A 22,766-nucleotide genomic window follows, 5' to 3' on the forward strand; every position below is an offset into this window, starting at 1 on the left:
GACGGCTTCCGCTGCGCCGGGTACGCGGGTCGGGCCGCTCGGCGCCGGTTCGTCAGCTCGCGCTCGCCGAGCGCTCCTGCGCGGCCGGCGTCGTCGGCGTCGTCGGCGCCACGGTGACTGCGGCGTGTGCGGCCCGCAGTCGGCCGCCCATCGTCACGGCGAGCAGGCACGCCAGCGCACCTGCCGTCACCGTGACCGCGAATGCCGGTGTCTCGCCACCGATGTCGGCCAGATGCCCGGCGACGGCTGCCCCCAGTGCATAGCCCAACCCGGTCGTCGCCGCGAGGAACGTCATCGCCGCGCCGGTGCGACCCGGGGGAGTCAGCTGCTCCCCGAGCGTGAACGTCGTGATCATGTATGGCGCAACGCAGCATCCCAGCACCACCAGCGTCGGCGCGAGCGTCTCGAGCGACCGCACGAGCAGCAATGGTGCGGCCAGCACCAGCAGGCCACCGGCCGTAGCGCGCCAGCGGGTCACATAGGTGATCCGGGCTGGGACGGCCGCCATCCCGATGCCGGCGGCGACACTCCCGACGCCGAGCAGCGCCTGGACGAGCCCGGCGATGCTCTCGTCACCGGCGGCCTTCGCCACGACGGTCGTGCCGGTCTGCACCGAGCCGAAGACGGTGCCGATGATGAGCTGCGCGACGCCGAGGATCAGCAGCGCAGGTGTCAGCAGGCGGCCTGCGCCTGCGACACGGGTGTGCCGGGAGGGCCGCCCACCCGCCGTCGGATGAATGGCGAACCAGCTGCCGAAGATGCCGAGAAGCACTGCGGCACAGACCAATCCGATGCCGGGATCGGCGATCGCCCCGATGGTCCCCACGAGCGCCGGGCCCAGCACGAAGGACGCCTCGTCGGCCGAGCCTTCGTAGGAGAAGGCGGTGTCGATCAGGCGGGCGCTACCCGCGTGACTGCTGCGTGAGTTGATGATCGGACGCCACCGGACCCGTGCCAGCGGCCCCGCCTGCGGCATGAAGAAGCCCGCGGCAGCGGACGCGACAGCCGCCCATGCCCAGGGGAGGTGCGTCTCGGCGGCGACGACCAGCGCGATGAGTCCGGCCGCGCTCAGCAACGACTGCGCGAGGACAACCGGCCGCTGCCCGAAACGGTCGGACAGTCCGCCGAACAAGGGCGCACCGATGGCATTGGCCACCGCGAGCGCCCCAGCACACGCACCGCCCGCGCCGAAGCTGCCGGTTGTGTGGGCGACGAGCAGCAACGCACCCATCTGACTCATCGCGAGGGGCAGGCGGGCGAGGAAGGCCACGACGACATACGTCGGGCCGGTGAGGCCGAACAGGTGACGGTATCGGGCGACGGGAGACACGGGTTATTCGCTTTCCGGGACGATGCGGACGGTGCGTGACTTCCCACCACCAGTCACGCCAGACCCTGTGCTCGGGCCCAATTCTACCCGGGTTTTCGCTCAGTCCGTTCCGTATGCCGCGAGCGACTCCTGTGCGGTGCGGAGTGCGGCAGCGCGGTCGGCTGCGACCAGCCCCACTCGAGTACGTCGATCGAGCAGGTCATCGACGTCGAGTGCGCCCTCATGGCTCAGGGCGAAGTCGAATTCGGCTGGAATTGTTGGAACTTCGTCGCTGATCATGGCCAGTCGCCCGGGATCTGTCAGCAGCAGCGGGGCTTCTGCGCCATACCGTCGGATCAGGCGCGACGGCGCATCGATACGTGCGAGCTCGTCGCGCGACGCGGCGCCGACGAGCGGTGTCCGAGCGGTGATGCACGGGCCGCCGCCGAGGTGGCGCTCGCGGACCACACGGTCGACGGCGTCCTGCGCCATACGGCGGTAGGTCGTCAGCTTGCCGCCGACCACCGTGACCATGCCGTCCGGTGCGACCAGCACCGCGTGCTCGCGGGACAGGTCCGCGGTCGCGCCGTCGGCTTCGATCAGCGGGCGCAGACCGGCATACGCGCCGATCACATCGTCGGTGGTGATCGCGCGGTCGAGGACGGCGTTGACGGTGGCGAGCAGGAAGTCGACCTCGCCTTGGGTCGGTGTCGGCTCGTCCGGCACGGGTCCGTCGACTGCCTCGTCGGTCAGACCGATGTAGGTGCGTCCGTCAAGTTGGGGCAGAGTGAAGACGAAGCGTCCGAAATGACCCGGAACAGGAGCATTCACAACGCAATTCGCGGCTCCCACAGCTTCGGAGCGAACGACCAGGTGGGTTCCCCGTGAGGGCCGCAGCGAGATGCCCGGTGCCAGTTGATCCGCCCACACACCGGTTGCGTTGATCACTGCGCGGGCCCTGATGTCGTATGCCGAGCCGGTGAGCTCGTCGCGGACGCGCGCACCGTCGCCGGTCGCCTCGAGGGCGCGCGTCCGGGTGAGCACCCGTGCCCCGTGCGCCGCGGAGGTCCGGGCTACGGCGACCACCAGCCGTGCGTCGTCGGTGAGCTGAGAGTCCCAGCCGAGCGTCGCGCCGCGCAGGCCGGACCGTCGCAGGCCGGGAGCGTGAATCATCGCCTCACTCATGCCGATTCGCCGAGGTCGCGGGAGCAACGAGCCGGGTGTGTGCGCGACCCGGCGCAACAGATCGCCACCGACGAAGCCCGCATACGTCAGCGCGCCGGCGTGCCGGGGATCGTCGACGAAATCGGGCACCAGCCATGGGACCGCCCGCGTGAGATGAGGTGCCGTTCGGGTCATCAGCACACCGCGTTCGACCGCGCTCTCGTGCGCGATGCCGACGCGGCCCTTGGCCAGATACCGCAGCCCACCGTGCGCGAGTTTGGAACTCCACCGCGACGTGCCGAACGCCAGGTCGTGTGCGTCGATCGCCACGACGGACAAGCCGCGGGTGGCGGCATCGAGTGCGACGCCTGCACCGGTGATGCCGAGGCCGATCACCAGGAGGTCCACGACGCGCCCGTCTGTAACTTCGGCGAGCTCGCGCTCGCGCCGCTGCCGGTTGAGCCGGCTGTCGCCGGTCATCGCAGATATCCTTCGACAAGAAGCCGAAGCTGGTCGAAATAGTCTGAGGCGTCGTGGTTTTCATCGACCATGGTGGGGACCGAGAACGTGAAGCCATAGGCGGTGAGCAGGATGCTGCGAGCCAGCAGCAGCGGATCGGCCCGGCGGACGGTGCCAGCTGCCTGCGCCGCCTCGATGGTGGTGACAAGGCTGTCGATCAACGCGTCACTGGACCGGCCACGCCGGTCGAACAGATAGGGGATGACGAGTTCGGGGTCCACCTCGACGATCTTGCGGAACAACTCGTTCGAATGGATCTCGGCAGCAGCGTGTGCGACACCTGTCGCGATGACAGTGGCGGTAGGGGTCGGCGTCTCCGTACCGATCAGGCGGGCACCGACATCCGCCCATTCCCGCGTCATGAGGTCGGCGCTGAGCGCGGCCAGGTCTGGCCAGCGACGGTAGACCGTCATACGCGACACTCCTGCGCGGCGCGCGACATCGGTCATCGTCGTGCGTCTCCATCCCACTGCGAGCAGACACTCCCGCGCGGCATCCAGCAGCACGGTGTCTGTCGTAGGGGTGTTACTGATCGACGTCATCTGTCACACTGTAACATCATGGGAAACGACATGCACTGGTCACGATGGGGCGACCCGGGCCACACCGGAACGCTGCCGGAAGCGGCAATCGCGTTGCTGGAGCTGGCTTTCGGGCCGATCGAGCCGCGCGCGACGATCCCTCTCGAGGATGTCCGGTTGCCGCCGGCGCGACTGGACGCGGAGGTTCTTGCGGCATACGTCGGCGTGGTCGGCGAGCTGAATGTGAGCACTGCGGACGAGGCCAGGCTGCGGCATACCCACGGCAAATCGACCCCGGATCTGCTCGCGGCGCGGGAGGGTGACTTTGCCGCGGCGCCCGATGCGGTTGTCCGCCCGGCTGATCACGACGAGGTGCTCGCCGTGTTGCGGCTCAGCCGGACGCTTCGCGTCGCTGTCGTGCCGTATGGCGGTGGCACGTCCGTCGTCAGCGGACTGTCCGCAGACGGAACGACTTTCGCTGGAGTCATCGCGCTGGATCTGGCCCGACTGGATCATCTGCTCGCGGTCGACGTCGTCTCATCCACTGCAACATTGGAAGCGGGCGTGCTGGGCCCACGGGCGGAGGAACTACTCGCAGAGCACGGTATGACGCTGGGTCACTTCCCGCAGTCGTTCGAATACGCCAGCATCGGTGGCTTCGCCGCGACGCGTTCCAGCGGCCAATCGTCTTCGGGTTACGGCAGATTCGACTCGATGGTGGTCAGCCTGAAGGTCGCGACACCTGACGGCACCTGGGAGCTCGGTGTCGCGCCGGCATCGGCTGCCGGGCCGGACCTGCGTCAGGTGGTGCTGGGCAGCGAGGGGGCCTTCGGCGTCATCACCGAGGTGACCGTCGCTGTCCGACCGGTGCCAGCCGAACGCGCCTACGAAACGTGGCGATTCGCGTCCTTTGAAGGCGGCGCCGATGCCATGCGCGCACTGGTGCAAGGCGATGTCAATCCGACCGTGCTGCGCCTGTCGGACGAGCTCGAGACGGCAGTCAACCTGGCCAAGCCGGAGCAGATCGGGTCCGAGAGCGGTGGCGGCGCACTCATGCTCTGCGGTTACGAGGGCACCGAGCAGCGGGTGCGCAGAATGCGGGAGGAGCTGTCCGCCGTCCTACGCGAACGCGGCGGCACCTTCGTGGGGGAGCAGGACGGTCGCGACTGGGCGGCGGGCAGATTCAGTGCGCCATACCTGCGGGATGCGTTGCTGGACAACGGGGTTCTCGTCGAGACGGTGGAGACAGCGACCACGTGGAGCAATCTGCCGAGGCTGTATGCCGCGGTGCAGGAGGCTCTCGCCGCGGCGCTCACGACGGAAGCAGGGGCGCCGATGGTGCTGTGCCACATCTCGCACGTGTACCGCACCGGGGCGTCGCTGTATTTCACTGTCGCGGCCAAGGAGTTGGTCGACGGGCGTGCGCAGTGGGCGCTGGCGAAAGCGGCGGTCGGCGACGCGATCGTTGCGGCCGGAGGGACGATCACCCACCACCACGCAGTGGGCCGGGACCACAAACCGTGGCTGGCTGCCGAAATCGGGGACCAGGGCGTGGCAGTGTTGCGAGCGGTGAAACAGGCACTGGATCCGGAAGGGATCCTGAACCCAGGAGTGTTGATCCCATGAGCGCTGACCCGAGCGAGGACACGAGCGAAGCGAGGCCCGCAGGGAGGGGAAGAGGCGCGACAGAAGGCATGAGCGCTGACCCGAGCGAGGACACGAGCGAAGCGAGGCCCGCAGGGAGGGGAAGAGGCGCGACAGAAGGCATGAGCGCTGACCCGAGCGAGGACACGAGCGAAGCGAGGCCCGCAGGGAGGGGAAGAGGCGCGACAGAAGGCATGAGCGCCGACCCGAGCGAGGACACGAGCGAAGCGAGGCCCGCAGGGAGGGGAAGAGGCGCGACAGAAGGCATGAGCGCTGACCCGAGCGCGGAGTCTCCTGGTTTCCGCGCTCCCTTCCACGTGATTGTGAATCCGATGGCCGGCGGCGGTCGGGCGGTGCGCGCCGCGCGGGAGGTGGTCGCCGATCTGTGTGACATGGGTGCGACCGTGCGCACCACCTTCTCGCCGAGCATCGATGCAGCCGACGGGATCGTCGAGACGACGGCTGAGCGCGGTGAGCAGGCGGTCGTCGTCGGTGGTGACGGCTTCGTCAGCAGCCTGGCCGGCAGCTTCGCGGCTCGCCGGCTCGCGTTTGCGATCGTGCCGAGCGGCCGCGGCAACGACTTCGCCCGGCAACTCGCGATCCCCGCCAACGTGCACGACGCCGCAAGACTGGCATTCAGCGGTGTGCCGACGCCGGTCGACGCGATCGACGCGGGCGGCACCATCGTGGTCGGTAGCGTCTATGCCGGGGTCGATTCGCTCGTGTCGAGCATCGTCAACAGCAGCACCCGGCTGCCTCCAGCGCTGCAGTACCAGCTGGCATCGATGCGTGGTCTGCTGGGTTTTGCGCCGAGGAACTACGTCGTCACTGTCGACTCTGAAACCTATGAATATGAAGGGTTTACGGCGATCGCTGCGAATTCCGGCTACTACGGCAAGGGTATGCACATCGCGCCCGAGGCGTCGGTGCACGACGGCTTGCTCGATGTGGTGATGATCGGTGCGGGCAGCCGGATGAAGTTCATCCGATCCTTCCCGCAGGTTTACAAGGGGACGCATCTGCAGAACCCCGAGATCCGCAGCGCCCGTGGACGATCCGTCCGGATCGAGGCGGTCGGCGTCGAGGCGTATGCCGATGGCGAACCGCTCGGCGATCTGCCGATGTCCGCCACAGTGCTGCCGGGCGCCCTGACGGTGCTGTTGAATGAAGATCGTCCATCGGATCATTCGTAACGAGCGGAGCGTCATCGCATGACTGCCAAGGGCTACTGGATCGCACGCGTGCAGGTCGACGATGAGGACGCCTACGCGCAGTATGTCGCCGCGGCCGGTCCGGCGTACGCCGCGTACGGCGGGCGTCTGCTGGTGCGCGGCGGCCGCTTCGAAGCGGCCGAGGGTGACTCGCGGCCCCGGAATGTCGTCATCGAATTCGACTCGTATCAAATGGCGTTGGACTGCTACAACTCCGCAGCGTATGCCTCTGCGCGCGAGATTCGGCAGCGAGCCGCCGACGCCGACATCATCGTCATCGAGGGGTATGACGGTCCGCAGCCGACTGTCTGAGCAATTCGTGATCCGAGTACTTCGTGATCCGAGTACTTCGTGATCCGAGCACTTCCGTGGTCGGCGGCGATCCCACGCTGATCGCAGCATGTCGCTGGGGCAGTGCAGAGTCAGCGGTGGGTGGTTCGAACCTCGGTGTGCCCCTCTGCAGTCAGTCTCGAGCTGCGGTCGGCTCTGGTTGCAGTGAGTTCTGGTTGCGGTCAGTTCTGGCGGTCAGTTCTGGACGAGGGCGCCCATCGCGTGCACCTCGGAAATGTCGCTGCCGGTGATGAACGACCACGGCGCGGTGAAGAAGCCGTTGTCGCCCCAGTCGGTTCCCCAGCTGTTCTCGATCGTCACGCCGGTCTGGTCGTAGCCGACGATGGTGACCTCGTGCCCGCCGATGACCGCCTCGCTGGGTGACGGGTCGTAGTTGTAGTCGCTGCTGTTGAGATTCTCGAAGCTGCTGCGGGCGTTGAATCCGATGACCACCGGCTCGCCCTGCGAGATCGCGCTCTCGATGTTGGTCTGCAGGTCGCCCGAGGTGGTGAGGTCCTGGAATCCGGACAGCTCGTAGTTGGCGGCGTTGGTGATCTCGGACTGTGTGGGCAGATCGGTGTAGTCGGTCGTGCCCTGGGTGTAGTCCGACTGTGTGTCGATGCCCTGCTGCTGCTCCATCGGCAGAGCGATGGAGGCGGTGGTCCCGTCGTCCTGACCGTTGTCGTCGTCGGAGACGATCTGGGAATAGATGTACATCGGCGCCATCGGCGCACCCGAGATGCCTTCCTCGTTCATGAGGATGCCGTAGCCGGAGTAACCCGTCGCCCACGTCACGCACGACCCCACCTGGCCCTGGTTGCCCGGAGTGAGGGCATACGACTCGAGGCTGTAGCTGGACGGCACCGAGCTGCTGTCGAGCGCGTGCACCGCGAGCGCGCGGCCGCTGCTGGTGTTGCGGTGCTTCATGGACTCGGCCAGCGCGATGTTCAGGCCCATGCCGTGCCGGACGTGTTGTATGACGCCGGTCGTGCGGTGTGACGGCGTCGCTGCGTTCGGCGCGGCCATCGCTTGCGGGGCGGTCAGGGTCAGGGCACCGACTGCGGCGATCGCGCCGAGCAGGGGAGTCTTGCGCATGGGTTCAACCTCCGGAGAGCGCTGCTCGAAGCGGGTGAGCTGGCAGCAGGGGAATGGTGGTGAACGGGAACGTATGGGCACATGCGCCCGCCACGGCAGGGGTCTTGTCGATTGCTGACCCAGCTCTGGCCGTAAATTGGCAATCTGTTGACGCGCGCCGCGCGATCGCGACCGACGCAAGACGTAGCGCCGACGAAACACTGACGCACTCGACGGTTGGACCGCACGGGGCGCGGGGGTCGCCGTAGCGGCGGCTCGCGGAATTACTCGCCCAAGGCGTGCCGCATGGGCAGCAGTTTGGCCTCGGACTCGGCCAGTTCTGCACTCGGCTCGGAACCCGCGACGATGCCGCAACCCGCGAAAAGTCTTATCCGGGAAGAGCTTTCGATGATCCCGCAGCGCAGCGCGATACCCCACTCGCCATCACCGTCGGCGTCGATCCAGCCGACCGGCCCGGCATACCGCCCGCGGTCCATCTGCTCCAGCTCGGCGATCACGTCGCGCGCTGACAGCGTCGGCGTCCCACACACCGCGGCGGACGGGTGCAGTGACGCGGCGAGGTCCAGCGAGGACACGTCTTCGTGCAACACCCCTGCGACATCCGTCGCCAGGTGCATGACGTTGGGCAGGTGCAGCACGAACGGCGACTCTGGGACATTCATCGACGAGCAGTGCGGCCGGAGCGCGTCGGCGACCGAACGGACGGCGTACTCGTGCTCCTCCAGGTCCTTGCTCGACCGCGCGAGCGAGCCGGCAAGCGCCAGGTCGTGCTCGTCGTCGCCGGTGCGGCGAATCGTGCCGGCCAGGATTCGCGAGGTGACCAGCCCCTTCTCGCGGCGCAGCAGCATCTCCGGGGTCGCCCCGATCAGCCCGTCGACGCTGTAGGTCCACGTGTTGTCGTATGCCGCTGCCAGTCGGCCCAGCAGGTGGCGTGGATCGATCGCCGTGCCGGTGTCGATCACGATGTCCCTTGCCATGACGACCTTGTCCAGATCGCCACGCTGGATGCGCGACACGGCGGCGGCGACCGCCTCGGTCCATTGCTCACCGGTCAGTGCGCCGTCGTGGGAACCGGTGACCACCGGAGCCGACGGTGGCGCGCTCCGGCGAAGTTGGACCTCGCCCGGCAGATGGGCCGGAGCACTGACGGTGGTGACCCACGAGACGCCGTCACGTCGCCCCACCACCGTGCTCGGCACATGCAGGATCCCGCCGGCGGGGGAGGCCGCGGAGAACGCGAACGAGCCGACCGCGACCAGGCCGGAACCCGGCAGGCTGACCTCGGCCCGCACCACTGCACTGTCGACCAGGTCGCGCCACCAGGCTTCGGCATCGGCGAACCGCGAGGTGCCCGTCGTGTGGATTGCCGCCGCTCGTCCCCACCCGACGAAACCGTCGCCTTCGCGCAACCAGGTCACGGGGTGTTCGGCACCGGCAGGCAGCAGGGCGACGAGATCGCCCGGGTCGGCGATCCGCCGGGTGCGCACCACCAGCGGCGAACTCGAAGCAAGGAGCGGCATGGTCACGACCGGCAACACTACGCCCGCGGATCCGGCGATCAGCATCACGTGCCCGGTGCCGACCGCCGCACCTGACTGCGCCCGACCGCACCACCTTCAGCCCGCCGCCGCGCGGAACGAGCCTCGTCATACCGACCCGACAGGATGGGCCAAGGCATGGCACAGCGGCCATGCGCGAGGATGGCGCCTATGAATCGCGCCACGCTCGACAAGCGCCCCGCCGAAGTCGCCCGGATGTTCGACGACGTCGCTGCGCGCTACGACCTGACCAACGACGTGCTGTCCCTCGGCCAGGACCGGCGCTGGCGCAAGGTGGTGCTCGACGCGGTCGATCCGCGACCTGGTGACATCGTCCTCGACATCGCCGCGGGCACGGGCACGAGCAGCGAGCCCTTCGACGCCCGCGGTGCGCACGTCGTGCCGGCCGACTTCTCCCTCGGGATGCTGCGACAGGGCAAGAAGCGTCGCCCCGACCTGGCGTTCACTGCCTCCGACGCGATGCGCCTGCCGTTCGCCGACGGCGTCTTCGACGCGGTGACGATGTCCTTCGGGCTGCGCAACGTTCAGGACCCGGTCCTCGCGCTGCGCGAGTTCCAGCGCGTCACCAAGCCCGGCGGCGTGCTCGTGATCTGCGAGTTCTCCACCCCGGTGAACCGTGCGTTCCGCAAGGTCTACTCGGAATACCTCATGGGTGCTCTGCCCAAGATCGCGCGACGGGTCGGCTCCAACGCCGAGTCCTACGTCTATCTCGCCGAGTCCATCCAGGCCTGGCCCGACCAGGCAGGTATGGCGCACCGTCTGCAGACCGCCGGTTGGTCCGAGGTCGAATGGCGCAACCTCACCGGCGGCGTCGTCGCACTGCACCGCGGCACCAAGGCGGCCTGACCTGGCGCGACGCTCGCGCGCAGGTTCGGCACTTAGGAATGCCTTAGTAGGGAAGCAATCGAGCCGAGGAATACAGTGCTGGGGTTCGTGAAGTCCTTCACAAGCTAGAAAGATTCACCTGTGAGCCTCCCCGGCCTTTCGCATGCCCCGGACGAGACCGCTGACGTCATCATCGTCGGCGCCGGCCCGGGTGGGTCTGCCACAGCTGCCTACCTGGCCATGGCCGGCCTTGACGTCCTCCTGTTGGAGAAGACGCACTTTCCCCGTGAAAAGGTCTGCGGCGACGGCCTGACTCCGCGCGCGGTCCGTGAGTTGATCACCCTCGGCATCCCGACGCCCGAGAACGACGGCTGGATCAAGAACAAGGGCCTGCGCATCATCGGCGGCGGCATGCGCCTGCAGCTGGACTGGCCCGACGTGGCCAGCTTTCCGCCGTACGGCCTGGTCCGCACCCGCCAGGACTTCGACGACATCCTGGCCCGCCACGCCGTCAAGCACGGCGCCCGGCTGCGCGAGGGCGTCAACGTCAACGGCGCGATTCGTGACGAGCGCACCGGCGCGATCATCGGCGTCGAGGCCAAGGAGATGGGTGCCGACGAGCGCCCCACCGGCCGCAAGCTGGCCTATCACGCACCGCTGGTGATCGCTGCCGACGGAAACTCCTCGCGGTTGTCGCTCGCGATGGGCCGCGAGAAGCGCGAAGACCGCCCGATGGGCGTCGCGGTGCGTGCGTACTACACCAGCCCGCGCCACGACGACGACTATCTCGAGTCGTGGTTGGAGCTGTGGACCACCGACCCGTCCGGCAAGCGCGTGCTGCTGCCCGGGTATGGCTGGATCTTCGGCGTCGGCGACGGCACCAGCAACGTCGGCCTCGGAATCCTCAACACCTCCAGTGCTTTCGGTCGCACCGACTACAAGGACGTCATGCGTCAATGGGTCGCGACGATGCCGGAGGAGTGGACCTACAACGAGGAGACCATCACCGGTCCGATCCGCGGTGCCGCGCTGCCGATGGGCTTCAACCGGCAGCCGCACTACGCCGACGGGCTCCTGCTGGTCGGCGATGCCGGCGGCATGGTCAACCCGTTCAACGGCGAGGGCATCGCCTATGCGATGGAGTCCGGCAGGCTGGCCGCCGAGGTCGTCGCGCAGGCCTTCGCGCGCACCGACGACGCCGGCCGTGAGCGCGTGCTGCAGACCTACCCCCGGGTGATGAAGGACGCGCTCGGTGGGTACTTCACTGTGGGCCGTCTGTTCGCCCAACTGATCGGCAATCCCGACGTGATGAAGTTCGCCGTGCGTTACGGCCTTCCGCGCAAGACGATGATGCAAGTCTTGCTGAAGGTCATGGCCAATCTCGGCGACGAGCACGGCGGCAAACTGGACGATCGCGTCATGTCGGTCCTGTCGAAGGTTGTGCCAGCGGCATGAGCGGCTGTATCGATAGCACCAGCAGCGTCATACGGAAGGAATCTGTGCGATGAGCTACTCCTACGCACCGTTGTTGTTCTTCGCGGGCATCGGGTTCGTCTTCGCGGCCTTCTCGGTCGGTATGGCGGCGCTGACCGGCCCCAAGCGTTACAACCGCGCCAAGGTCGACGCCTACGAGTGCGGCATCCAGCCGAGCCCGCATGCCGACGGCGGTGGCCGCGTGCCGATCAAGTACTACCTGACCGCGATGTTGTTCATCGTCTTCGACATCGAGTCGGTGTTCCTGTACCCGTTCGCGGTGTCCTTCGACCGGATGGGCCTGTTCGCCCTGGTCGAGATGGTGCTGTTCGTGCTGACCGTCTTCGTCGCCTACGCCTATGTATGGCGTCGCGGCGGCCTCGAGTGGGACTGATCCGAGTGCACCGCACCAGCGACGTGACCGACTTCAACAGCGAAGCGAGGGCTTGCTAGTCATGGGTCTTGAAGAGAAGCTGCCCGCCGGATTCCTGCTCACCACCGTGGAGCAGGTCGCGGGGTACATGCGGAAGAGTTCGGTGTGGCCGGCGACCTTCGGGCTGGCGTGCTGCGCGATCGAGATGATGGCTGTCGGCACCCCCGACTACGACATCGCGCGCTTCGGCATGGAGCGCTTCAGCGCCACCCCGCGCCAGGCCGACCTGATGATCGTGGCCGGCCGGGTCAGCCAGAAGATGGCGCCGGTCGTGCGTCAGGTCTACGACCAGATGCCGGAACCCAAGTGGGTGATCTCGATGGGTGTGTGCGCCAGCTCCGGCGGCATGTTCAACAACTACGCGATCGTGCAGGGTGTCGACCACGTCATACCGGTCGACATCTACCTGCCCGGCTGCCCGCCACGTCCGGAGATGCTGCTGCACGCGATTCTCGAGCTTCACAAGCAGATCCAGGGCACCAAGATGGGTGTCAACCGGGTGGAGGCCGCCCGCGCCGCCGAACAGGCCGCGCTGAACGCCACCCCGACGCACGCGATGAAGGGACTGTTGGCGTGACAGCGCAGCGCGCACACCAGCTGGAGGGCCGGGTATGAGCAACGACAAGCCGACCACCGACCCGGTGACCGGACCGGTCAAGACGCCCCCGACCGAGCCCAAGCCGGAGACCGAGGCTGTTCAGTCCGGCGCGGTCGCCGGTCGCGAACTCGACCACGACGCACCTGTGCAGGTCGCGCACCGCACCGGCATGTTCGGTTCGTCGCTCGGCAACGACACCTCCGGGTACGGCGGCCTGAACCGTCCGGTGCTGTTCCCGGGTGCGGCCACCCGCCCCTACGGTTCCTACTTCGATCAGATCGTCGACGACCTGATCAGCGCGCTCGGCTCGGCCGCAGCAGACGCGGCGATCGAGCGCGTGGTCGTCGATCGTGGCGAACTCACGATCTTCGTGCAGCGCGAGCATCTCCCCGTGGTGGCGCAGGCACTGCGTGACGAGGCGAGCCTGCGGTTCGAGACCTGCCTCGGTGTCTCCGGGGTCAACTACCCGCAGGAGACCGGCCGCGAGTTGCACGCGGTCTACCACTTCCACTCGATCACCAATGGCAGCAAGCGCGTTCGCCTCGAGGTGACGGCGCCGGACGGTGACGCCCACATTCCCTCGATCGTCCCGGTGTACCCCGGCGCCGACTGGCACGAGCGCGAGACGTGGGACATGTTCGGCATCGTCTTCGACGGTCACCCCGCGCTGACCCGGATCCTCATGCCGGACGACTGGCCCGGCCACCCGCAGCGCAAGGACTACCCGCTCGGCGGAATCCCGGTGGAATACAAGGGCGCGACGGTGCCCCCGGCAGATGATCGGAGGTCGTACAAGTGAGTGCCGACCCGAGTGAGGACACGAGCGCAGCGAGGCCCGGAGCGAGGGGCAGAGGCGCGACAGACAACATGAGTGCCAACCCGACGACCGCAAAAGACGACGCCTTCGGGGCTTCGACCCCGGGCGACACCGACGACGACACCACGGTGCTCAACGCGACCGGCGGCGACTGGGACGACCTGGTCGACGAGGCGGCCGCGCTGCACGAAGAACGCATCGTGGTCAACATGGGCCCGCAGCACCCGTCGACGCACGGCGTGCTGCGCCTGATCCTCGAGCTCGACGGCGAGACCGTCACCGAGGCCCGTGCCGGTATCGGCTACCTGCACACCGGCATCGAAAAGAACATGGAGTTCCGCACCTGGACCCAGGGCGTGACCTTCTGCACGCGCATGGACTACGTCATGCCGATCTTCAACGAGGCGTCGTACTGCCTCGCGGTCGAGAAGGCGCTCGGCATCACCGACCAGATCCCCACACGGGCGAGCGTCATACGCGTGCTGATGATGGAACTCAACCGCATCACCTCCCACCTGGTGTGCCTTGCCACAGGTGGCATGGAGATGGGCGCGACGACCGTCATGACGATCGGCTTCCGTGAGCGTGAGCGGATCCTGAGTGTCTTCGAGATGATCACCGGTCTGCGGATGAACAACGCGTACATCCGCCCCGGTGGCGTCGCCCAGGACATCCCGGCCGGATGCATCGACAAGCTGCGCGAGACAGTGCCGCTGGTCAGCAAGGGCCTGCACGAACTCGAGTTGCTGCTCAACGAGAATCCCATCCTCAAGGGCCGCACCGTCGACGTGGGCTTCCTCGACCTCACCGGCTGTATGGCGCTGGGTATGACCGGGCCGATCCTGCGGGCGACCGGTCTGCCGCACGACCTGCGCAAGGCCGAGCCCTACTGCGGTTACGAGACCTACGACTTCGAGGTGGCCACCCGCGACACCTGCGACGCCTACGGCCGCCTCCGGGTGCGCATCGACGAGATGCACCAGTCGCTGCGCATCGTCGAGCAGGCCATCGAGCGCCTCGACGCCGAGCCCGGCCCGGTCATGGTCGAGGACAAGAAGATCGCCTGGCCGGCGCAGCTGGCCGTCGGATCCGATGGTCAGGGCAACAGCCTCAACCACATCCGCGAGATCATGGGCGAATCAATGGAGTCGCTGATTCACCACTTCAAGCTGGTCACCGAAGGCTTCCGGGTTCCCCCGGGCCAGGCGTACGCCGCGATCGAGAGCCCCAAGGGCGAGATGGGCTGCCACGTCGTGTCCGACGGCGGCACGCGTCCTTACCGGGTGCATTTCCGTGACCCCAGCTTCAACAACCTGCAGGGCGTCGCCGCGATGAGCGAAGGCGGCTCGGTCGCCGATGTCATCGTCGCGGTCGCGAGCATCGACCCGGTGATGGGAGGAGTTGACCGATGAGCACCACCACTGGCCAGGGCCACCCGGAGGCGCACGTGGAGCATGACACCAAGGCTCCCTTCCACGAAAAGACTCCGCTGCACGCGAGTGAGACGGCATACAGCCCGGAGCAGTTGGCCGCGCTGCACACCGACGCCGACGCGATCGTCGCTCGCTACCCGGTCAAACGCTCGGCGTTGCTGCCGATGCTGCACCTGATCCAGAGCGTCGACGGATACATCACCGGTCGTGGCGTGACGTTCTGCGCGGAGAAGCTCGACCTCACCGACGCCGAGGTGTCGGGTGTTGCGACCTTCTACACGCAGTACAAGCGTCACCCCAACGGCGAATACACCATCGGTGTCTGCACCAACACCCTGTGCGCGATCATGGGCGGCGACCTGATCTTCGACGCGGTTTCCGAACACCTGGGCATCGGCAACGACGAGACGACCGAGGACGGCAAGATCACCCTCGAGCGCGTCGAGTGCAATGCGGCGTGCGACTACGCGCCCGTGGTCATGGCCAACTGGGAGTTCATGGACAACCAGACCCCGGAGTCCACCAAGCAACTGGTCGACGACCTGCGCGCCGGCAAGGACGTCCGACCCAGTCGTGGTCCGAACAAGGTCTGCACCTTCAAGCAGGTCTCGCGCACGCTGGCCGGATTCTCCGACGGCCTGGCCGACGAAGGTGTCGGCGCCGGCGGTCCCTCGCTCGAGGGCCTTGAGGTCGCCAAGCAGCACGGCTGGCAGGCCCCGGGCAGCGGCGACGAGGTTCGCGGCGAGCACCAGGCCGAGGCCACCAGCAACGACGCGGGCGCGAACCCGCAACCAGGTCAGGCACATTCGGGTGCCGAAGGGCATGGCACTCCCGAGTCCGCGAAGGACGAGAACTGATGGCCACGACACTTACGCCGATCCTCACCCGGTTCTGGGACGACCCCCAGTCCTGGACCATCGAGACCTACAACAAGCACGAGGGCTACCAGGCGCTGCGCAAAGCGCTCGGCACCCCGCAGGAGGACCTGGTCGCGATGACCAAGGACTCCGGGCTGCGCGGTCGAGGCGGTGCCGGCTTCCCCACCGGCCTGAAGTGGTCCTTTCTGCCGAAGCCGGACGGCGGCCCGCGCTACCTCGTGGTCAACGCCGACGAGTCGGAGCCGGGCACCTGCAAGGACATCCCGCTGATGATGGCGGCACCGCACTTCCTCATCGAGGGAGTCGCGATCACGTCATACGCCATCGGCTGCAACCACGCCTTCATCTACCTGCGCGGTGAGACCGTGCACGTCTACCGCCGGTTGCTGCGCGCAGTCGAAGAGGCGTATGCCGCAGGCCACCTCGGCACCGACATCCACGGCAGCGGCTTCGACCTCGACGTGACGGTGCACGCGGGTGCGGGCGCATATATCTGCGGCGAAGAAACCGCGCTGCTGGACAGCCTCGAAGGTCGTCGCGGTCAACCCCGACTGAAGCCTCCGTTCCCAGCGGTCGCGGGCCTCTACGCGCGACCCACTGTCGTCAACAACGTCGAGTCCATCGCCTCGGTTCCGCCGATCGTGTTGCACGGCGCCGACTGGTTCTCCGGCATGGGCACCGAGAAGTCCAAGGGTTTCGGCATCTTCAGCCTGTCCGGTCACGTGACGCGCCCCGGCCAGTACGAAGCCCCGCTGGGCATCACCCTGCGCGAGCTGCTTGACATGGCCGGCGGGATGCGGAACGGTCGCCGGCTGAAGTTCTGGACGCCCGGTGGTTCGTCCACCCCGTTGTTCACCGACGAGCATCTGGACGTTCCGCTGGACTTCGAGTCCGTGGCAGCGGCAGGCTCGATGCTGGGCACCCGTGCGCTGCAGATCTTCGACGAAACCGTCTCGGTCGTGCGTGCGGTGAGCCGCTGGATCGAGTTCTACGCCCACGAGTCCTGCGGCAAGTGCACCCCGTGCCGTGAAGGCACCTTCTGGCTCAAGCAGATCCTGGTCCGCCTCGAACAGGGCAAGGGCACTCAGGACGACATCGACAAGCTGGTCGACATCTGCGACAACATCCTCGGCCGCAGCTTCTGCGCCCTGGGTGATGGCGCCACCAGCCCTGTCACCTCCGCGGTGCAGTACTTCCGCGAGGAGTTCGAGACCGGCATGCACACCCCGTGGTGGGAAGCCTTCCCGCCCGAGCGCAGCGTGCTCTTCGACACGAAGGAGACCGCGTCCGTATGACGACCGTCACCTCCCCCTCCGCCGGCGGCAACGCCGTCGACAAGGGTGGCAATGCCGCACCGCCGATCGCGCCGGACGAGATCAGCCTGACCGTCGACGGCGTCGACGTGAGCGTGCCCAAGGGCACTCTGGTGATCCGCGCCGCCGAGAAGATCGGCGTGCAGATCCCGCGCTTCTGCGACCATCCGCTGCTGGACCCGATCGGCGCGTGCCGCCAGTGTCTGGTCGACGTCTCGACGCCCGGCCCGGACGGCTCGCTGCGCGCGATGCCCAAGCCACAGGCGTCGTGCACCCTCGAGGCCACCGCGGGCATGGTGGTCAGCACCCAGGAGACCTCCCCGGTCGCCGACAAGGCGCAGCACGGCGTCATGGAGTTGTTGCTGATCAACCACCCGCTCGACTGCCCGGTGTGCGACAAGGGCGGCGAGTGCCCCCTGCAGAACCAGGCGATGAGCAACGGCCGGGCCCGCTCGCGCTTCGAGGACATCAAGCGCACCTACCCCAAGCCGATCAACATCTCCAGCCAGGTGCTGCTCGACCGCGAACGCTGCGTGCTGTGCGCCCGCTGCACCCGGTTCTCCGACCAGATCGCCGGTGATCCGTTCATCGCGCTGATCGAGCGGGGTGCCCTGCAGCAGGTCGGCATCTACGAAGAAAAGCCGTTCGAGTCCTATTTCTCCGGCAACACCGTGCAGATCTGCCCGGTGGGTGCGCTCACCGGCGCGGCATACCGGTTCCGCTCCCGGCCGTTCGACCTGATGTCGACGCCGTCGGTGTGTGAACACTGCGCCAGCGGCTGCTCGATCCGCACCGACCACCGTCGCGGTGTCGTGCTGCGCCGGATGGCGCTGGAAGACGTCAACGTCAACGAGGAATGGAACTGCGACAAGGGCCGCTGGGCGTTCAAGTACGCCACGGTCGATCGCCTCACCACTCCGCTGGTGCGGTCCGAGGACGGCACGATGCGCGTTGCCGGCTGGCCAGAAGCGCTGCAGGTGGCCGCCGCCGGTCTGGCAAAGGCCAAGGCGGGGAACGGCGTGGGCGTGCTGACCGGTGGCCGGCTGTCCGTCGAAGACGCCTACGCCTACAGCAAGTTCACGCGACTGGCGCTCGGCACCAACGACATCGACTTCCGTTCCCGGCCGCACTCGGCCGAGGAGGCCGACTTCCTCGCCCACCAGGTCGTCGCGACCGGTCCCGAGGGCGAAGGCGCGGCGGCTGCCGTGACCTACGCGGACCTTGAGGACGCGCGCTCGGTGCTGCTGGTCGGCTTCGAGCCTGAGGAAGAATCACCGATGATCTTCCTGCGGCTGCGAAAGGCTTTCCGCAAGCAGCACACCGCCGTGTTGTCGATCGCGCCATACGTGACGCGGGGTCTGGAGAAGATGGGCGGCACGCTCATCCCGGCAGCACCCGGCACCGAGGCCGAGGTGCTCGACGCCATCGCCGCAGGCACCGGTGAGTTCGCCGACATCGCCGGCCGCATCGACGCCGACTCCGTGATCGTGGTCGGCGAACGTATGGCGACCGTGCCCGGCGCGTTGTCGTCCGTGCTTGCGCTCGCGCAGGCCAGGGACGCCCGTGTCGCCTGGGTGCCGCGTCGCGCCGGTGAGCGCGGTGCGCTCGAAGCCGGCGCGATCGGTGGGCTGCTGCCCGGCGGCCGCCCGGTCACCGATGCCGCTGCACGTTCTCAGGTCGAGACGGTCTGGGGCGAGTCGAATCTGCCCGGCACGACCGGTCGCGACACGGCGGCGATCGTGGCAGCGGCCGCTGCCGGCGAGCTCGACGCTCTGGTCGTCGCCGGTGTCGACGTCGACGACCTGCCCGACCCGCAGGCCGCGAGCGCCGCACTGGACGCAGCCTTCGTCGTCTCGCTCGAGTTGCGCAACGGGACGGTGCAGGCACACGCCGACGTCGTGCTGCCCGTCGCCGCGCAGCAGGAGAAGGACGGCGCCTTCCTGGACTGGGAGGGCCGGGTCCGTCTGTTCGAGAAGGCGATCGAGAGCACCGACATACCTGATCACCGAGCCCTCGACCTGCTCGCAGCCGAGTTGGGTGAGTTCCTCGGCACCCGCTCGGTCGAGCAGATCCGCAGTGAGCTCGCCGAACTCGGCACGTGGACGGGGGAGCGCGCCGCGCGTCCCCGGGTGCGTCCGACCGCGATCCCGCGGCCGCTCATCGGCGAGGCGGTGCTCGCGACCTGGACCCACCTGCTCGACGAGGGTGTCCTGCAGGCGGGCGAGCCCTACCTGGCCGGCACCGCACACGCAGCGGTCGCCCGGGTCTCGGCCGCGACCGCCGACGGCGTCGGTGTGCTCGACGGGGACCGTCTCACGGTGTCGACCAAGACCGGCGAGATCACCCTGCCGGTGGTCGTCACCGCCATGCCGGATCATGTCGTGTGGGTGCCGACCAACTCCGAGGGCAGCGCCGTCCGGCGTGCCCTGGGCGCTGACGCGGGCTCCATCGTGACCCTCGCCAAGGCAACCGCCGACCTGCACCACTCCAGCGACGACAAGGAGGGTCAGCAGTGAGCGTCGTCTCGCTGGCCGGGCCTGTGCTGGCCGCCTCGGCCGACAACCCGGCAGCCAACTTCAACGACACCCCGTGGTGGTTGTCGCTGATCAAGGCCGTGCTGCTGTTCGTGTTCCTGCTGATCAACACGTTGATCGTGATCTGGTTCGAACGCCGCGTCATCGGCCGGATGCAGCAGCGTCCCGGCCCCAACCGCACCGGCCCGTTCGGTCTGCTGCAGACCCTCGCCGACGGTGTGAAGCTGGCGCTGAAGGAGGACCTGATCCCGCGCAAGGCCGACAAGCTGATGTTCATCCTGGCGCCGACCATCGCCGGGGCCATGGCCTTCGTGTCGTTCGCGATCATCCCGCTGTCCGGCAACGTCTGGATGTTCGGCCACTACACGCCGCTGCAGCTGACCGACACCCCCGTTGCCACGCTGCTGGTGCTGGCCGTCGCAGGTGTCGGCGTCTACGGCATCGTCCTGGCCGGCTGGGCGTCCGGATCGACCTACCCGCTGCTGGGTGGTCTGCGTTCCAGCGCCCAGGTGATCTCCTACGAGATCGCGATGGGCCTCGCGCTGGTCGCGGTCTTCCTCTACGCCGGGTCGATGTCGACCAGCCAGATCGTGCTGGCGCAGAAGGGCCTGTGGTACTGCATCCCGGCCTTCTTCTCCTTCATCGTCTACATCATCACCATGGTCGGTGAGACCAACCGTCTGCCGTTCGACCTCGCCGAGGGCGAAGGCGAACTGACCGGTGGCTTCCACACCGAATACTCCTCGCTGAAGTTCGCGATGTTCTTCCTCGGTGAGTACGTCAACATGTTCACCGTCTCGGCGCTGGCGACCACGCTGTTCCTCGGCGGTTGGCAGGCGCCTCCCGGAATCGCGGCCATCGACGGCGGCCTGTTCAACGGCGGCTGGTGGGGTCTGCTGTGGTTCACCATCAAGCTGTGGCTGTTCATGTTCTTCTTCGTCTGGCTGCGTGGCTCGCTGCCCCGCGTCCGCTACGACCAGTTCATGCGCCTGGGCTGGAAGCTGCTGATTCCGAGCACCCTGCTGTGGGTCGTCGCGGTCGCCTTCCTGCGTGCATCCGACGAGGGCTTCCTCGGGCACAAGATGGTGTCTTTGGGAGGCAGGAACATCCATGCGTCCACGCTGTATGTCGTCGCGGTGATCATCGTGCTCGTCGTGGCAGGTGCCTGGATCGTCGACTACAAGGCTGCGGCCAAGGAGAACGCCGTGAGCACGCCGCCGGCCGAGGTCGACCCGTTCGCGGGTGGCTACCCGGTGCCGCCGCTGCCCGGCCAGCGCCTGGTGGAGCCGGTGCCCGCGCTCGCCGCGGCCCGTCCGGCCCCCAACGAATCTGCCCAGCAGACCACAGCGACCGAAAGTGAGGTGGACCGTGGCTGAGGACAACAAGAGCGACACCGCCAAGGAATCCGGCGGCTTCCTGTCCGAGCTGTTCGCGCCGGTGGCCGGTTTCGGGGTGACCTTCGCGACCATGTTCCGCAAGGTCGAGACCGAGGAGTATCCCGAGGAGAAGCGGCCCACTCAGCTGCGCTACCACGGTCGTCACCAGCTCAACCGTCACCCCGACGGTCTGGAAAAGTGCGTCGGTTGCGAACTGTGCGCGTGGGCCTGCCCCGCGGACGCGATCCTCGTCGAGGGCGCGAGCAATGACGACGCCGCCGGCGAGCGCTTCTCGCCCGGTGAGCGCTACGGCCGCGTCTACCAGATCAACTACCTGCGCTGCATCTTCTGCGGGTTGTGCATCGAGGCGTGCCCGACCCGTGCGCTCACGATGACCAACGAGTACGAGCTCGCCGACAACAATCGCGCCGACCTGATCTTCACCAAGGATCAGCTGCTGGCGCCGCTGCAGTCGGGCATGCTGCCTGCCCCGCACCCGATGGTCGAGGGCATGGAGGAGCGCGACTACTACCAGGGCAAGGTCTCCGGGCCCACCCCCGCCCAGGAGCAGTGGGTCGCCGAGCACACCAGCGCTGAGCACGAAGACCAGGAGAGTGCTGTATGAGAACCCACCTGGGCGGCGCCGAGGGCACGCTGTTCTTCTTCGCCGCGCCGCTGTCGGTGATCGGCGCCCTCGCCCTGCTGTTCGCCCGCAAGGCGGTGCACGCAGCGATGGGCATGGCGCTGACGATGATCACCCTCGGTGTGTTCTACATCGCCGAGCAGGCCGAGTTCCTCGGCGTCATACAGATCTTCGTCTATTCCGGTGCCGTGATGATGCTGTTCCTGTTCGTCATCATGCTGGTCGGTGTCGATTCCTCCGACTCTCTCGTCGAGACGATCAAGGGTCAGCGGGTCGCCGGTCTGCTGCTGTCGCTCGCGGTCATGACCAGCCTGCTGGTCAGCGTCGCCAACATCGCCTTCGGCCCGACGACCGGGCTGACCGCCGTCAACCGCCAGGGCAACGTGAGCGGCATCGCCAACCTGATCTTCGGCCCCTACGTGTGGGCATTCGAGGTGACCTCGGCGCTGCTGATCACCGCCGCGCTCGGCGCGATGCTGCTGGCCCACCGCGAGCGGCTGCGCCCGAAGGCCTCGCAGGCCGACTGGTCGCGCACCCGCATCCGCGAGGGCGTCAACGTCGCGGGTCTGCCGGTGCCGGGTGTCTATGCCCGGCACAACTCGGTCGACACCCCGGCGCTGCTGCCGGACGGCTCGCCGAGTGAGTTGTCGGTGTCGCGTGTCCTGCGCGCCCGGGGCCAGGTCGGTCAGGCCGCCACCCTCGTCGAGACCGCCACGGAGATCGAGACAGAGGCAGGCGACATGTCGCACAAGGAGATCGGGGACCAGCGATGACCGTCACCAGCTATCTCTACCTGTCGGTGGTGCTGTTCGCCATCGGTACCGCTGTGGTGCTGCTGCGCCGCAACGCGATCATCGTGTTCATGGGCGTGGAGCTGATGCTCAACGCCGCCAACCTGGCGTTCGTGACGTTCGCCAGGATGCGCGGCACGCTCGACGGCCAGGTCATCGCACTGTTCGTGATGGTGGTGGCCGCCGCTGAGGTCGTCGTCGGCCTCGCGATCATCATGGCCATCTTCCGCGCACGCAGGTCGGCATCGGTTGACGACGCCAACCTGCTGAAGCTGTGAGTTCAGGAGACATTTCGTGACC

21 protein-coding genes are annotated in these 22,766 nt (G+C 67.6%); 16 read left to right on the top strand and 5 right to left on the bottom strand.

Translation table 11 applies throughout. From position 1 onward, the window contains the following. Window positions 1–52 precede the first annotated feature (52 nt). From BKA23_RS01520 to BKA23_RS01530, 3 genes are all read right to left on the bottom strand, one after another. On the bottom strand, window positions 53–1,330 hold the full coding sequence (locus tag BKA23_RS01520) for an MFS transporter (protein WP_211841560.1): 1,278 nt from the start codon (window positions 1,328–1,330) through the stop codon (window positions 53–55). Between the two features lie 99 nt (window positions 1,331–1,429). Beyond that, a complete protein-coding gene (locus BKA23_RS01525) occupies window positions 1,430–2,953 on the bottom strand; it encodes a glycerol-3-phosphate dehydrogenase/oxidase (RefSeq protein ID WP_145224861.1) in 1,524 nt (507 codons plus the stop codon). Further along, a complete protein-coding gene (locus BKA23_RS01530) occupies window positions 2,950–3,534 on the bottom strand; it encodes a TetR/AcrR family transcriptional regulator (protein ID WP_145224863.1) in 585 nt (194 codons plus the stop codon). Before BKA23_RS01530 ends, BKA23_RS01525 begins: the two co-directional genes overlap by 4 nt. Window positions 3,535–3,552: 18 nt before the next feature. Between BKA23_RS01530 and BKA23_RS01535 the strand changes: the two genes are divergently transcribed. The 3 genes from BKA23_RS01535 (at window position 3,553) to BKA23_RS01545 (ending at window position 6,680) form a co-directional block, all read left to right on the top strand. Beyond that, entirely contained in the window at window positions 3,553–5,139 is a 1,587-nt protein-coding gene (locus BKA23_RS01535; protein ID WP_246104399.1) for an FAD-binding oxidoreductase, read from the top strand. A 68-nt stretch (window positions 5,140–5,207) separates the two neighbouring features. Next, window positions 5,208–6,350, top strand: a complete 1,143-nt coding sequence (locus BKA23_RS01540; RefSeq protein ID WP_211841561.1) for a diacylglycerol/lipid kinase family protein — start codon at window positions 5,208–5,210, stop codon at window positions 6,348–6,350. Window positions 6,351–6,368: 18 nt separating this feature from the next. Continuing rightward, window positions 6,369–6,680 (top strand): DUF1330 domain-containing protein, encoded by a 312-nt coding sequence (locus tag BKA23_RS01545; protein ID WP_145224865.1) that lies wholly within the window; start codon window positions 6,369–6,371, stop codon window positions 6,678–6,680. A 213-nt stretch (window positions 6,681–6,893) separates the two neighbouring features. On the opposite strand, the gene BKA23_RS01550 is transcribed toward BKA23_RS01545, so the two are convergent. Together BKA23_RS01550 and BKA23_RS01555 are read right to left on the bottom strand one after the other, a co-directional pair. Next, window positions 6,894–7,793 (bottom strand): C1 family peptidase, encoded by a 900-nt coding sequence (locus tag BKA23_RS01550; RefSeq protein ID WP_211841562.1) that lies wholly within the window; start codon window positions 7,791–7,793, stop codon window positions 6,894–6,896. 263 nt (window positions 7,794–8,056) lie between these two features. Next, the gene (locus BKA23_RS01555; RefSeq protein ID WP_145228080.1) at window positions 8,057–9,313 is read right to left on the bottom strand and encodes an isochorismate synthase; all 1,257 of its coding nucleotides are present in this window, start codon (window positions 9,311–9,313) and stop codon (window positions 8,057–8,059) included. Between the two features lie 189 nt (window positions 9,314–9,502). Here BKA23_RS01555 and BKA23_RS01560 point away from each other — a divergent pair, with 189 nt between their 5' ends. The 13 genes from BKA23_RS01560 to nuoK all read left to right on the top strand — a co-directional run bounded on the left by BKA23_RS01560 (window position 9,503) and on the right by nuoK (window position 22,744). Further along, window positions 9,503–10,198: a demethylmenaquinone methyltransferase gene (locus BKA23_RS01560; RefSeq protein ID WP_145224867.1), complete on the top strand. Its 696-nt coding sequence runs from the start codon at window positions 9,503–9,505 to the stop codon at window positions 10,196–10,198. A 120-nt stretch (window positions 10,199–10,318) separates the two neighbouring features. Beyond that, window positions 10,319–11,632 carry a geranylgeranyl reductase family protein gene (locus tag BKA23_RS01565; RefSeq protein WP_145224869.1) on the top strand — a complete coding sequence of 438 codons (1,314 nt, stop codon included), beginning with the start codon at window positions 10,319–10,321 and terminating at the stop codon, window positions 11,630–11,632. 49 nt (window positions 11,633–11,681) lie between these two features. After that, window positions 11,682–12,044 carry an NADH-quinone oxidoreductase subunit A gene (locus tag BKA23_RS01570; RefSeq protein ID WP_145224871.1) on the top strand — a complete coding sequence of 121 codons (363 nt, stop codon included), beginning with the start codon at window positions 11,682–11,684 and terminating at the stop codon, window positions 12,042–12,044. Window positions 12,045–12,105: 61 nt separating this feature from the next. Continuing rightward, entirely contained in the window at window positions 12,106–12,660 is a 555-nt protein-coding gene (locus BKA23_RS01575) for a NuoB/complex I 20 kDa subunit family protein (RefSeq protein ID WP_145224873.1), read from the top strand. A gap of 34 nt (window positions 12,661–12,694) precedes the next feature. Next, entirely contained in the window at window positions 12,695–13,480 is a 786-nt protein-coding gene (locus BKA23_RS01580; RefSeq protein WP_145224875.1) for an NADH-quinone oxidoreductase subunit C, read from the top strand. Between the two features lie 68 nt (window positions 13,481–13,548). Continuing rightward, complete coding sequence (locus tag BKA23_RS01585) at window positions 13,549–14,910, top strand: NADH-quinone oxidoreductase subunit D (protein WP_145224877.1); 1,362 nt, start codon at window positions 13,549–13,551, stop codon at window positions 14,908–14,910. Beyond that, window positions 14,907–15,788 carry an NADH-quinone oxidoreductase subunit NuoE gene (gene nuoE, locus BKA23_RS01590; protein ID WP_145224879.1) on the top strand — a complete coding sequence of 294 codons (882 nt, stop codon included), beginning with the start codon at window positions 14,907–14,909 and terminating at the stop codon, window positions 15,786–15,788. The genes BKA23_RS01585 and nuoE overlap by 4 nt, the downstream gene beginning before the upstream one ends. After that, on the top strand, window positions 15,788–17,104 hold the full coding sequence (gene nuoF / locus BKA23_RS01595) for an NADH-quinone oxidoreductase subunit NuoF (RefSeq protein WP_145224880.1): 1,317 nt from the start codon (window positions 15,788–15,790) through the stop codon (window positions 17,102–17,104). Before nuoE ends, nuoF begins: the two co-directional genes overlap by 1 nt. Next, window positions 17,101–19,638, top strand: a complete 2,538-nt coding sequence (locus BKA23_RS01600; RefSeq protein WP_145224882.1) for an NADH-quinone oxidoreductase subunit G — start codon at window positions 17,101–17,103, stop codon at window positions 19,636–19,638. The genes nuoF and BKA23_RS01600 overlap by 4 nt, the downstream gene beginning before the upstream one ends. Beyond that, entirely contained in the window at window positions 19,635–21,032 is a 1,398-nt protein-coding gene (nuoH, locus tag BKA23_RS01605) for an NADH-quinone oxidoreductase subunit NuoH (protein WP_145224884.1), read from the top strand. Before BKA23_RS01600 ends, nuoH begins: the two co-directional genes overlap by 4 nt. After that, window positions 21,025–21,657, top strand: coding sequence for an NADH-quinone oxidoreductase subunit NuoI (gene nuoI / locus BKA23_RS01610; protein ID WP_145224885.1), 633 nt, complete (start codon window positions 21,025–21,027; stop codon window positions 21,655–21,657). The genes nuoH and nuoI overlap by 8 nt, the downstream gene beginning before the upstream one ends. Then, entirely contained in the window at window positions 21,654–22,448 is a 795-nt protein-coding gene (locus tag BKA23_RS01615; protein ID WP_145224887.1) for an NADH-quinone oxidoreductase subunit J, read from the top strand. The genes nuoI and BKA23_RS01615 overlap by 4 nt, the downstream gene beginning before the upstream one ends. Further along, window positions 22,445–22,744, top strand: coding sequence for an NADH-quinone oxidoreductase subunit NuoK (gene nuoK / locus BKA23_RS01620; RefSeq protein WP_145224889.1), 300 nt, complete (start codon window positions 22,445–22,447; stop codon window positions 22,742–22,744). The genes BKA23_RS01615 and nuoK overlap by 4 nt, the downstream gene beginning before the upstream one ends. Window positions 22,745–22,766 lie beyond the last annotated feature (22 nt).

Origin of the sequence: Rudaeicoccus suwonensis, assembly GCF_007829035.1 — a bacterium.
GTDB lineage: Bacteria > Actinomycetota > Actinomycetes > Actinomycetales > Dermatophilaceae > Rudaeicoccus > Rudaeicoccus suwonensis.